At 67.0% G+C, this 11,634-nt stretch carries 10 protein-coding genes; 1 reads left to right on the top strand and 9 read right to left on the bottom strand.

What is annotated here, in order from left to right; all coding sequences use genetic code 11:
• Positions 1 to 19 precede the first annotated feature (19 nt).
• From D3H54_RS09860 to D3H54_RS09845, 4 genes are all read right to left on the bottom strand, one after another.
• Complete coding sequence (locus D3H54_RS09860) at positions 20 to 484, bottom strand: single-stranded DNA-binding protein (RefSeq protein WP_149378887.1); 465 nt, start codon at positions 482 to 484, stop codon at positions 20 to 22.
• A 127-nt stretch (positions 485 to 611) separates the two neighbouring features.
• On the bottom strand, positions 612 to 1,427 hold the full coding sequence (locus D3H54_RS09855; RefSeq protein WP_149378886.1) for an enoyl-CoA hydratase/isomerase family protein: 816 nt from the start codon (positions 1,425 to 1,427) through the stop codon (positions 612 to 614).
• Positions 1,424 to 2,131 (bottom strand): mycothiol-dependent nitroreductase Rv2466c family protein, encoded by a 708-nt coding sequence (locus tag D3H54_RS09850; protein WP_149378885.1) that lies wholly within the window; start codon positions 2,129 to 2,131, stop codon positions 1,424 to 1,426. Before D3H54_RS09850 ends, D3H54_RS09855 begins: the two co-directional genes overlap by 4 nt.
• The gene (locus D3H54_RS09845) at positions 2,128 to 2,928 is read right to left on the bottom strand and encodes a maleylpyruvate isomerase family mycothiol-dependent enzyme (RefSeq protein WP_286199192.1); all 801 of its coding nucleotides are present in this window, start codon (positions 2,926 to 2,928) and stop codon (positions 2,128 to 2,130) included. The genes D3H54_RS09850 and D3H54_RS09845 overlap by 4 nt, the downstream gene beginning before the upstream one ends.
• 150 nt (positions 2,929 to 3,078) lie before the next feature.
• Between D3H54_RS09845 and D3H54_RS09840 the strand changes: the two genes are divergently transcribed.
• Positions 3,079 to 3,699, top strand: a complete 621-nt coding sequence (locus D3H54_RS09840; protein WP_149378883.1) for a TetR/AcrR family transcriptional regulator — start codon at positions 3,079 to 3,081, stop codon at positions 3,697 to 3,699.
• A gap of 28 nt (positions 3,700 to 3,727) precedes the next feature.
• Here the strand turns inward: D3H54_RS09840 and D3H54_RS09835 are convergent, their stop codons facing one another.
• The 5 genes from D3H54_RS09835 to D3H54_RS09815 all read right to left on the bottom strand — a co-directional run bounded on the left by D3H54_RS09835 (position 3,728) and on the right by D3H54_RS09815 (position 11,559).
• Complete coding sequence (locus D3H54_RS09835; RefSeq protein ID WP_149378882.1) at positions 3,728 to 5,725, bottom strand: bifunctional copper resistance protein CopD/cytochrome c oxidase assembly protein; 1,998 nt, start codon at positions 5,723 to 5,725, stop codon at positions 3,728 to 3,730.
• A 15-nt stretch (positions 5,726 to 5,740) separates the two neighbouring features.
• Positions 5,741 to 8,068 (bottom strand): glycerol-3-phosphate 1-O-acyltransferase, encoded by a 2,328-nt coding sequence (locus tag D3H54_RS09830; RefSeq protein ID WP_149378881.1) that lies wholly within the window; start codon positions 8,066 to 8,068, stop codon positions 5,741 to 5,743.
• Positions 8,065 to 9,687: an HAD-IB family hydrolase/lysophospholipid acyltransferase family protein gene (locus D3H54_RS09825; protein WP_149378880.1), complete on the bottom strand. Its 1,623-nt coding sequence runs from the start codon at positions 9,685 to 9,687 to the stop codon at positions 8,065 to 8,067. Before D3H54_RS09825 ends, D3H54_RS09830 begins: the two co-directional genes overlap by 4 nt.
• Positions 9,687 to 11,171, bottom strand: coding sequence for a wax ester/triacylglycerol synthase family O-acyltransferase (locus tag D3H54_RS09820; RefSeq protein ID WP_149378879.1), 1,485 nt, complete (start codon positions 11,169 to 11,171; stop codon positions 9,687 to 9,689). Before D3H54_RS09820 ends, D3H54_RS09825 begins: the two co-directional genes overlap by 1 nt.
• A gap of 136 nt (positions 11,172 to 11,307) precedes the next feature.
• A complete protein-coding gene (locus D3H54_RS09815) occupies positions 11,308 to 11,559 on the bottom strand; it encodes a hypothetical protein (protein ID WP_286199270.1) in 252 nt (83 codons plus the stop codon).
• Between the last annotated feature and the right edge of the window lie 75 nt (positions 11,560 to 11,634).

The raw sequence follows: 11,634 nt of genomic DNA, 5'->3' as shown, positions 1-11,634 counted from the left end.
AGCGCGGCCACCGCCTGCTCTACGCCGAGAAGGCCAGATCCGCCGTCTCCTCGACATCGTCGGCAGCGTCGGACTGTTCCCCGGCGAGCGGCTCGGCGTCGACCGGTTCAGCCGGTTCGGCCGGCTTGGACTGGGGCTGCTCGAAGCGGATGATCGCCCGCGACAGGTCGGGGCCGACCGCCGTGGCCCGCATCTCCAGCGATGACCGCCGGACGCCTTCTTTGTCGTCGTACTCGCTGGTGAAGACGTCGCCGACGGCGATCACCGGGGCGCCCTTGTACAGGCCGGCGCCGACGCCGGTAACCAGCTTGCCCCAGCAGTTAACAGTGATGAACAGGGAGTTGCCGGGCTCCCAGGTGCCGTCGCCGGTGCGGCGCCGGGAGTTGCTGGCCACCCGGAAGCTGATCAGTTCCTGGTCGCCGACGACGCGGCGGCGGAGATCGGTGACGATGCGGCCGACGACGGTCAGATGGGTTTCGAACATGGCTTGGGTCCTTTCGATGAGTGATGCCGTGCCCACTGAGTGGGCCGCAGCTCACCGACAGCCAGATGACGAGGCCGCCGTCGATCACCGAAAGTTGTGGACGAACACCGAACTGTGGACAACCACCTCAGCCGGTGACATCCGCCTGCGTCTCGCGCGTCCGATTGAACCGGGGCTGCCGCTTCTCCAGGAAAGCCGTCAGACCCTCGACCATGTCAGGGCTGCCCAGTGTGGCGTGGACGGCGGCTCGCTCGTCGTGCAGAGATTCGGCGAGGGTCTTGTCCTCACTGGCCACCAAACACCGCAGCATCGCGGCCACCGCGCTCCTCGGTTGCCCCGCGAGTTCGTCGCCGAGATCCAGGGCCCGCTGTTTGAGTTCGGCGTTGGGCCAGACCTCGGTGACCAGACCCAGGGCCAGCGCCTCCGGGCCCGAGACGGTCTTGGCCCGCAGAATGAGATCGATCGCGCGGTCGCGACCGATGCGTCGTACGAGCCGCGCGCTTCCGCCCCAAGCCGGAACCGTTCCCAGATGCAGTTCCGGCAGACCGATTTTCGCTCCGTCGTCAGCGGCAAGCCGGAAGTGGCAGGCCAGTGGGAGTTCCAGGCCGCCCCCGAGACAATTGCCGAAGAGTGTTGCGATCCAGGGTTTGTCCATGTTCTCGATCGCCGAGAGCACACGTAGCCGTTGATCGAAAATCTCGTCGAGCTCGGCCGGCTGACCCAGGGAGCCGGTCAACTCTTTGAGATTCATGCCCACCGAGAAGTTCTGGTCTCCCGCGGCGGTGAGGACGACCGAGCGGATCTGCTCGTCGGCGGCAATGTCGGCGACGAGTGACTCCAGTGAATCCATGAACGCAAACGACATCCGGTTGAAGGGCGCATCGTCGATCGTCACGACAGCGACCGCGCCGCGCCTGTCGTAGGCCAGGCCGCTTCCTGTCATCGCTGCACTCCCCCATCGCCGACGTTGATGACCTCGCCCCGGTTGATCGACACCCAGTCGCGGGCTTCCAGGTATGGGCGGAACGTCGCGGCGATCAGCTGTTCATCGGCGGGTGTCTTGGGGCGCTGGAGTTCGTAGAGGTGCGGGAATTCCGTCCACGCGACGACGGCGTCCCACAGTCGCACGGCCGCCTCCCCGGTGGGCGGGTCGATCAGCACCGGGCCGAACAAGCACTGGCCGTCGGGGAAGAACAGTGTCGGCACACCGTAGCCGTCGGCCGCCACGACGCGGTTGTGGTCGGTCAGCACCTCATCGCCGGTGGTGGGATCGGCGATCGCCTGATCCACCAACCCCGGATCAAAACCCAACTCAGCCAACAGGTGTCGCGCCACCGCCGGATCGTGCGGTTTATGCCCCTCGACGTGCAGGGCACGGCCGGCACGCTGATACCAGGCCTCCACGTCCGCCATGGACTGCCGCCGCAACAGGGCTCCGATGCGCATCATCGACCAGCCGTAGGACCAGTCCCGTTCCCACGGGTGTTTCTTGCCCTCTTTGCGGTTGATCTCCTCGAGGCTGAAGAACCGCCAGTTCACCACCAGCCCCGTCCGATCCGCCACCTCGCGGATCCACAGCGACGTCTGGTAGGCGTACGGGCACATCACATCGAAATGGAAGTCGACGAACTCCGGCCGCCCGCTCACATCGTGAACCGCAGGTTGCGGGCGGCACGCTCACCAAGCTCGGCGTCACCGGTCCAGCTCACCGCACCCGAATCGATCTGGGCCTGCGGATCGATGCGCCCGCACGCCAGCATGATGAACGTGGTCGAGTCAGTGGTCAGCACCGCAGTCGGATCAGTCAGGTGCCCAACCTGCTTGGCCCGACCATCCACCGCGACATTGATCTCCCGCACCAGCGGTCCGGTCAGCCGGAAGGCGATGCTGCTGCCCTCAGGCACGCCCACCTTCTTGCCGGCGATGTAACCGATCGAGCTCTCGACCTGCCCCAGCGCGATCTCCGCCGCGACACCGCCGTCGTCGGTGGAGCGGCCCAGCGGAATCGTGATGTCGCGCACGTGAACCCAGAAATCGAACACCCGGATCTCCAAAAACCGGCCGTAAGTCCCGCGCCCGGTGGGCATCCACGACGGCCGATCCAGATCGGCGGCCGTCAGCGAACTCAGCTCCCGCCTGCGCTCGGCGAAGACCGCGGTGACCTTCTCAGCGAGCGTGGCCGGATCGTCGGTCCCAGCCAGAAACTCCCCCGCCCGCTCGAACGGCGGCGGGGTGGCGTCGTCCTGCGGTACCCAGCCGGCCATCACCGCTTCGATACTGACGACGTGCTGAACGACGGCGCGCATATCCCAGTCCGGGCACAGCGACTGCGCCTTCCAGTCGGCGTCACTCAGATCAGCGCACAGGCCCTCGATCGACGTGTAACAGGCCTCCAGCGCGGTGGCGATTCTGCTCACGCTGCCGGCTTCCGGCTTGGTCAACACGGTTCTCCTTCACGACAAGGGCGCCACGGGACCGTGGCCAGACACGCGACGACTCGGGGCGTGACCTATGCCAGAGTCTGACACTTTCAGTAAATTGTCAATCGCAGTTAACGATGTGCGTGTTTTGTCGCGCACGATAGACTTCGAGCCGTGACTGTCGTCGACCTTCGCGCCGAGACCCGGGCTTTCAGTCGCGCCCGACTCAGAGAGCTTGCGCTGGACACCGCCCGCGAGATCGTGCTCGACCGGGGCTGGTCGGCGGTGCGGATGGGCTCGATCGCGAAATCGGTCGGCATCAGCCGGCAAAGCCTGCACGCCGAGTTCGGCACCAAAGACGACCTGGGCACAGCTCTCGTCGAGCGCGAGACGTCGATCTTTTTCGACGGTGTTCAGGCGCGGCTGGCTCTGCACCCCGGCGACCTCTTCAGCGCCGTGGAAGAGGCGAGCAACTACATCCTCGATGTCGCACAGGACAATCCGCTGCTGCAGACGATCCTGACCCGCGCGCCGGATCACGGCGATCTGTCCCTGCTACCTCTCATCACGACGCGTGGTAATCCGTTGATCAACCGTGGCATGGCGGTTTTCGGCGGATGGGTGAGCGCTCAATGGCCTTCGCTGGCGGCCGCGGATTCTCAGCTGATGGTCGAAAGTGTTGTGCGGCTTTCACTTAGCCACATCGTCATGCCCACAATGCCGACAGGCGATGCCGCGCGGGATCTGGCTCGAGTGGCCTGCCGGTGCCTGGGTTTCCCCGACACCCACGCATGACACCCATCGCCGAACCAGTTCCCGCCCGTCAGCGGTTTCCCTCCCGGCGCGCCATCTCGGCCAGCATCGCGTTGTAGGCGGCCAGATCGGCATCATCGTCGCGCTCGGCAGCACGATCGAGCCGCTTGGCGGTGCGCCGGTCACTTCGGCTCCACTGGATCAACAGCGCGATCATCACCACCACAAGCGGGATTTCACCTGCCGCCCAAGCGATTCCGCCACCGAGATGCTGATCGGCGAGCAGGTTGGTATGCCAGCTCAGCTTCAGCGAACGGTAGAAGCTCTCCCCCAGCACCTGATCCATGCCCATCATCACCACACCGAAGAAGGCGTGTAGCGGCAGCGAGGCGAACACCATCGCGATCTTGGCCACCGCAGGCAATGGGCGCGGCGTGGGGTCGACGCCGATCACCACCCAGTAGAAGAGGTAGCCGCTGACCAAGAAATGCAGATTCATCAGCACGTGCGCGCCGTGCAGGCCGGCCGCCGCGTCGAAGATGCCACCAAAGTAGAGACCGTAGAACCCCGCGACGAACACGATCGTTGCCACGACCGGGTGGGTGAAGAACCGCGACCACCTGCTGTGCAGGCCGTCGAGAAGCCACTCGCGCGGCCCCGGCGGGTTGCCCTTGCCCGCCGCGGGCAGCGCCCGCAGCGCCAGCGTCACCGGAGCGCCCAGCACCAGCAGGACTGGGATCAACATAGACAGCAGCATGTGCGCCGTCATGTGCACGCTGAACATGGCCGGCATGTAGCGGCCCAGACCGGACGACGTGGTGAACAGCAGCGCCGCACAGCCCAGCAGCCAGGCCAACGTCCGGCCCGGTGGCCACGAGTCACCGCGGCGACGCAACCGGATCACGCCGGCCAGGTACACCGCGGCGAACACGAGCGCCGCTGTGCCGAAGACCAAGTCGAAGCGCCAGTCCAGCAGGATCCGCGCGACGGTCGGCGGACCGGCCAGGTCGTAGCCGATCCCGACTTCGGCCGGCGACGGGTTGGCCACCAGCGGGGGCGGCGGCGGGGTGCGCCCCAGACCCACTGCGATGCCGAATGTGAGGCCGAAAATGAGGGCCTCTACCGACGCCAGCCGGATCAGCACACCGCGGGCCTGCGGGTCGGCCTGCAACGCGGATACCGGCCCGCGGCGCTGCCGCCACCCGATCGCACCCAGCACGCACAGCGCGACGATCTTGGCCACCACCAGCCAGCCGTAGTCCGTGGAGAACAAGTCGCCGAGCCGAATCCGGACGAAGGCGTTGATCACCCCGGACAGGCCCATCGCCACGAAGCACCAGAACGCCACCGCGGAGAACCGTCGCGCAGCCAGGTCGGCGTGTTCGCCGCCGCGCAGCGCGTGCACCAGCAGGGCCAGCAATCCGCCGGCCCACAGGGCGCCTGCCAGCAGGTGGATCATCAGGCTGTTGGTGCCGACGTCGTGGGATCCGCCGGCCGACGAGTGTCCGGTCAAGCCGAGCGGCACCAACGTGATCAGCGAACCGGCCAGCAGCAACGGCGTCCACGACCAACGCAACACCGCCCGGCCTGCGAGGGCGACAGCCAATGCCAGAAACGCCGTCCAGCGCCAGGCGCCGGCGGTGTCGACCAGGCTCGCCACCGACCACAGCTGCACCGGGTTGAGGTGCTCGCGCAACGGCTGACCGGAGACGTCCGAAACGGTCAGTGGGACGATCAGCGCCGCGCAGACCGCCCACGCCCCGGATGCGGCGACCCCGATCCGCAGCGCGCGGTAGCCGGCGACGTCGAGAACTCCGTTGTCCTGCGGTGGGACGAAGAATGTCGCGAACAGGAACGAGCCCACCGCCAGAACGGCCGCGATCTCGCCTGCGGCCTGCACGAATGGCAGGCCCAGCGTGGTGACGGACCCGGGATCGGGCAGCCCGGTCGCCGTCAGCGCGTCGGCCAACGACAGCGCACCGATGCCGGCGGCGGTGATGCCGGCCAGCAGGGCCACCATCGACAGCACCGGCCACACCGCGGTGCGGCTGGCGTCGGGTGCGGTCATCGTTTCAGCGTATGGCTACTCGCGCAGCCTGAGCTCACGGGCATAGAACTGGGCGCTGGACATCTCGTGGATGCGGTCCATGTCGGTCAGGATGCTGCGCAGTTCGTGCAGGAAAGCCTGTCGCCGTTCCCGCAGATCCGGGCCGGCCTGCAGCAGGTTCTGGTCCGCGGCGACTTGCCGCGCCGTCGTGAACAACAGCGCCGACACCGACTCGTTGCTACGGATCCGTCCCTGAGCGGCGTACTGGGCGCCCACGCCCAGGGCCATCTTGGTGAGTTCCTTCTCCTCGACGTCGGCCGGTGCGTCACACAGCACGTCGGCGACGATCGTGTAGGCCTCGATGAACGGTCGCAGCATGGCGTGCGCCATCAACGGCTTCTTGTCGCGCAGCAGGTTGTCCACCGCGTCACCGCCCGCGGCGACCTGAATCTCCCAATCGCGTTGCCACGACATCTCTTCGGCGAGGTGCTCGCGGAAGGCAGCGGAATCGGCGAAGTAGAAGTCGAACTTCAGCAAGTCACGCAGCCGCATCGCCTGATCCCAGAACACCTCCACCCGATCGCCGTCGGGCGCCCGACCGGCGTGGGCCAGCGCCAATTCGGCGATCGAGGTCTCGAGGAACGCGTGGATCAAGGTGTTCCGGTAGAAGGCCGCCTCGTGCTCGTGCTCCGGCGCGATCCGCCAGACCGGCTCGTGACCGCCGTCGACCCGGGTCACCGGATGACCATTGGACAACGCGTCGACCGCGGCCCGTACGCCGTCGGGTGTGCGCAGCCGCAGGGCACTGTTGGTCACCGGGTTCTGTTTGCGCTCAAGGTAATCCAGCGAATCCTGCAGGGTGTGGTGCAACTGGTTGAGCGTGAGCGCCCGGCCGCGGGTGGTGAGCAGCAGCGCCGACACCAGACCACTGGCGTTGATTGGTGTCACCCGCAGAATGCGCCAGGCCACCTCGAAAGCCATCTTCTGCATGGCCAGCCGTTTGGCGGCCTCATCCGAGGCGATCGGGCCGCCCGGTTCGCCGAGGTACTGGCGCATCGACACCGCCTCGGGGAAGCGGACGTAGATCTTGCCGTAGTTGCGTTCGCCCTGTGCCTTGATGAACTTGTACAGCCATTCGGCGCTCTCCGGCGTCTTCTCGCCGCCACGGGCGTAGGCCGCGTATTCCGTGGTCTCGTGCAGCTGGTCGAAGCTGATCGACACCGGCTGCAGCAGGATGTCCTCGCTGCGGCCGTCCAGATACGCGTCGGCGACGTAGGCGAGCAGTCCGAGCTTGGGCGGCAACATCTTTCCGGTGCGCGACCGGGTGCCTTCGATCGACCAGCTGAGGTTGAATCGCTTCTCGACGATGTAACCGACGAACTGCCGCAGCACGTACTTGTACACCGGGTCGTCGAGCTTGCGGCGCAGGAAGATCACGCCCGAGCGGCGCATCAGCGGGCCCATGAACCCGAACGAGAGGTTGATCCCGGCGAAGGTGTGCGCCGGCGGAAGCCGGTTCTCCTGCATCGCCACCGGGACGATGACGCCGTCGAGGTAGGACCGGTGCGACCATAGCAAGACCGCCGGATGGTCTTCCAGGCCGCGCCGCATCGACTCGATTTCCATGCTGTCGTAGTCGATTCGGGGATCGAAGCCCCGGCTGAAGATCGCCCGCCCCAGGTTGGGGATCAGGTCGACCGAGAACCTGCTCCAGCCCGTGGCGAGCTCGTTGAGCATCTCCTCGGCCTTGGCGGGCTCGGCATCGGGAATCTTCTCCAGGCCCTCCATGAAACGCGTCGACGACATCAGTTCGTCGGTGATCAGTTGCGGCGACTTGTATTCCGGCCCCAGCAGCCGCAGCTCCATCCGCTCGATCGCCAGTCTGGCGCGGCGCAGCACAAACCGCGCGAAATCACGGGGGCTGTCGCCGACGGTGTTCTCGTGCCACTGCTGGCGCAGCTCGGAAACCTTCGCCGGTTCACCGGCGACGATGCGCGCACGGGACGGATCGCGGCGAAGGATTCTGCGCTGCAGCACTTCTGGCGGTCGGTAGGTGTCCCGTCCGGAGATCAGGCCGACGATCTTGACCCGGGTGGGTAGGCCGCCGGGCACCCAGAACACCCGGACCGGGACGACCAGCCGGTCCTCCCCGACGCCGAGTTCCTCGACGAGCTGGGCCACCACCCCGGGCGGCGGATCGCCGGCAGGCAGGCGCAGCACCTCGACCTTGGTGTCGGGGTGTGCCCGCCGCTGCGCGTGCAGCCAGTCGTTGAGCAGTTCGAACTCCGCCTTCGACGACACCGATGCCAGCACCAGCGCGTCGTCGGTGGTGCTGAAGTCGGCCAGGTGGTCGGTGTGGGTCATCGGCGGCCCTTGGCGCTCGGCGACTGCGACTTGGCGGCTGCCTTCTTGGCGGGTGTCTTCTTGGCCGGGGTCTTCTTGGCCGGTGTCTTCTTCGCGGCCGCCTTGGTGGCAGGCGCTTTCTTGGCGGCTTTCTTGGCCGGAGCTTTCTTGTAGATGTCGTGCTCCGGCACCTCGCCGGTCGGCCAGTTCTTCAGCGTGTCCAGATAGAGCTGACGAACCCCTTCGATCCGCTCCGACAGGTCGTCCAACGTCCAGTCTTCCACCGAAAGAGGCGGGTAGACAACGATATCCACCTCGCCGGGATTCATGGTCGAGGAGTCGCGGGACGCGATCACCTCGGCGTTGCGGATCACGATCGGCACCACCGGCACCCCCGCGGCCATGGCCAGACGGAACGAACCCTTCTTGAACGGGCCGACGGTCCGGGTGTCCAACCGGGTGCCTTCGGGCGCGATCATGATCGACAAGCCTTTAGCAACCAGATTCTCGACCTCGTGCATGGTTTCCAGCGCCGCCTTCGGGTCGTCCCGGTCGATGAAGACGGTGTCGACCAGCTTGCCCAGCGTTCCGACGACGGGATCGTCCTTCAGTTCCTTCTTACCGACTCCGGTCCAGTTGTCCCGCAACAGCGACGCCGCGATGACGGGGTCGGCGTTGTTGCGGTGGTTGAAGATGAACACCGCGGGCCGCTGCTTACGGAGGTTCTCTTCACCGAGGACGTTGAGCTTCACACCGTTGACGGCCAACAACAGGTTCGGGAACGCGGTGGTGAAGAAGTTCAGGCCACGCCGTCTGCTGCGGGTCAGCGTCCCCCACCAGATCGCGCCGGTCGCGGCGGGCACCAGCGCACCGACACCGAGGAGCGTTCGCACCTGGCCCATCAGGCCACCGCTGCCCCGGCTGGAGAACCGCAGGATCGGCCAGCCGCGCCGGCGGGCCACCGCGGCCATCTTGCCCTCGGGGTTGGTGGGCCGCGGGTTGCCGACCAGATACATCAGCGCGACGTCCTCGTCGCCGTCGGCGTAGAAATACGACTGCTTGAGGTCGATGTCGTTGTCGGCGGCGAACTTCTGGACGGCGTTGGCCTTGCCCGGCCCCCACAGGATGGGCCGCACCACCTCGCCGGTCAGCACGTCGTTCTCGTCGACCTCGAACCGGTTGGTCAGCGTGCTCGCGATACCGAGGAAGCGGGCCACCGGCTCGACCTGAAGGGTCAGCGCCGAGGAACTGAGCACGACGGTGTGACCGCGTTCCATATGCGCGTGCACCAGTTCGCGCATCTCGGGATAGATCCGCTTCTCGATCTGCTGCACGAACATCCGGTCGCCGATCTCGTGCAGATCACTCAGTGCGCGTCCGCGAAGAGCCTGCGACGCTTTGGTGATCAGCTCTTCGAATTCCAGCCGGCCGAGCTGATGGTTCAGGCCCGCGGCGATCATCGTGATGAGCTCCCCGATGCCCATGTCACGGCTGCGGAACCGCTCCCGAGTCAGGATGACGGCGGTGAACCCGGCCACCAGCGTGCCATCCAGATCGAAGAAGGCCCCGATCTGCGGTCCCTCGGGGCTTGCCATCACCTCGGCGACCGAGCCGGGCAGGCGCATCTCCGTATCGCTCATCAGTAGGCCACCGATCCGTTCGGGCTGGGTTGGGCGGAGTCGTTGACGGCATCGGGGAACGACGCGGGCACCACCCGCGGCGGCGGGTCGCCGGCCAGCGACAGCACCTCGTCGAAACCCTCTCGCAGACATTGCGCGAACAGGTCCTCGTCGGTGATCGAGGCACGGTCGTAGCGCGCGGTGACCGTCGCGAATCCGCCGCGAGAGACCAGCACCACCATCATGGCCACCCCCGGCAACGGTCCAATCCCATACTGCCGCAGCACTTTCGCTCCGGCGATATAGGTGTCGCCGGCGTAGACGGGCACGTTGCTGGCCTGCACGTCAGACCCGATGACAGCACCGCTCATCGCCTCGAGGACAGCGTCGGGCAGCAGCCCGACGACCGGTGCGATGGCACCCATCAGGTCGATGGCAGCCTCCTCGCGCCGCGACGTCATCTGCTTGCGAATCTTCTGGATCCGCACCGCCGGGTCCACGACGGCGATCGGTGCGGCGAGGTTGACCCCGGCGAACCGGTTGCCGCCGGCCGGGTCGGCCTCGGCCCGCAGACTCACCGGCACCGCCATCGGTAGGCTGTTCACCGGCACGCCGAGCGCTTCGTGGTAACGCCGCAGCGCCCCGCACAACCCGGCGAGGTAGGCGTCGTTGATCGAGCCGCCCGCAGCGTGCGCGGCCGCGCGCAGATCGGACAGCCGCATTTCGATCGCCTCGCTGCGTGACGACAGGCTGCGCCGGCGCAGCAGCGGCGACGGGTCGGCGGCGCGGGCCACCACCCGACGTCCGGAGCGGGCGTAGTCGACGACGTCCCACACGGCCGTGCCGGGGTTGCGCACCACGCGGCCAACCACCCCCAGCCCACCGGTGACGGCGCCGAGCAGCCCGCCGACAATGGCGCCGGGTAACTGGTTGATCCCTTCGCGCATCAGGTCGTTGGGCGTGAGGTCCTGCGGCACCGGCAGTGGCGGCGCAGGCCGCGGCGCCGGTTCGCGTTCGAGGTCGTAGATCTCGGCGAACATCGCGGTGGCGCCCACGCCGTCGGTGACGGCGTGACTGAGGTGCAGCAGGGTGGCGGCTTTGCCGCCTTCGAGTCCTTCGACAAGGGTGGCCGTCCAGAGCGGCCGTGTGATGTCCAGCGGTGACTGCAGGCTCACTTCGGCGAGATCGAGCACCTCACGCAGAGTGCCGGGCTCGGGAACGCGAACCCGGCGGACGTGGAAGTCGAGGTTGAAGTCGGGATCGACAACCCAGCGCGGCGCGGCTGTCGGCAGTGTCGGTACGACGACCCGCTGGCGTAGCCGGAGCACCTTGCGCGACGCGTTTTCGAACGCGGTCCGGAACCGGGTCCAGTCCGGGGTGCTGTCGAGGATTTCCAGCGCCATGATTCCCGACCGGGTCCGCGGATTGGCCTCACCGCGATGCAGCAGCATGTCGAGCGGGCCGAGTTCTTCCGGCAGACCGTTGACGTCGACGGTCCCGCTCATCGATCCCACCTCATCGACACCAAATCCTCCCGTTCCGCGACCGCCTGCTGCGCCCACGGCTTGCCTCGCTTCGCTCGCCAACCACGCTAGTCGGCGCACGGGGGCGGCGGGTCTCGATTGCGAGTCGGTTACCGCCTCACGCGAGGCAGAGCGGCGGCAGCAGAAGCAGGACCGGCCACAGCAGCGCGGCCAACCCGTAGGCACCGACCTCGGCGCCGGCCGGCAGCACTCGGCCGAGCTGGACCTCGAGCTGCTGCACCGCATCGGCGTGGAAGAAGCCCCAGACAAGTCCGATCACCAGATAGGGAATGGCAAGCCACATCGCGATCTCGATCACCGCCTCGACGGTGACCTCGTAGCTGAGCAGTCGGCGCAATTTGGTCATCATCTGGTCCACGGCCCCTCCCCCAAATCTGAGAACACAGTTTCTCACAAATGGCTCTCCCGAGCGGCCGCACTCACT

This window comes from Mycobacterium sp. ELW1, assembly GCF_008329905.1.
GTDB lineage: Bacteria > Actinomycetota > Actinomycetes > Mycobacteriales > Mycobacteriaceae > Mycobacterium.
The sequence above is the reverse complement of the archived record's forward strand: the minus strand, read 5'-3'. Positions and strand labels throughout refer to the sequence as shown.

Excerpts from the sequence above, each read along its gene's own strand:
- D3H54_RS09860 (WP_149378887.1), bottom strand. The coding sequence starts at position 484 with ATGTTCGAAACCCATCTGACCGTCGTCGGCCGCATCGTCACCGATCTC.
- D3H54_RS09855 (WP_149378886.1), bottom strand. The coding sequence starts at position 1,427 with ATGACAGGAAGCGGCCTGGCCTACGACAGGCGCGGCGCGGTCGCTGTC.
- D3H54_RS09835 (WP_149378882.1), bottom strand. The coding sequence starts at position 5,725 with ATGACCGCACCCGACGCCAGCCGCACCGCGGTGTGGCCGGTGCTGTCG.
- D3H54_RS09830 (WP_149378881.1), bottom strand. The coding sequence starts at position 8,068 with ATGACCCACACCGACCACCTGGCCGACTTCAGCACCACCGACGACGCG.
- D3H54_RS09825 (WP_149378880.1), bottom strand. The coding sequence starts at position 9,687 with ATGAGCGATACGGAGATGCGCCTGCCCGGCTCGGTCGCCGAGGTGATG.
- D3H54_RS09820 (WP_149378879.1), bottom strand. The coding sequence starts at position 11,171 with ATGAGCGGGACCGTCGACGTCAACGGTCTGCCGGAAGAACTCGGCCCG.
- D3H54_RS09815 (WP_286199270.1), bottom strand. The coding sequence starts at position 11,559 with ATGATGACCAAATTGCGCCGACTGCTCAGCTACGAGGTCACCGTCGAG.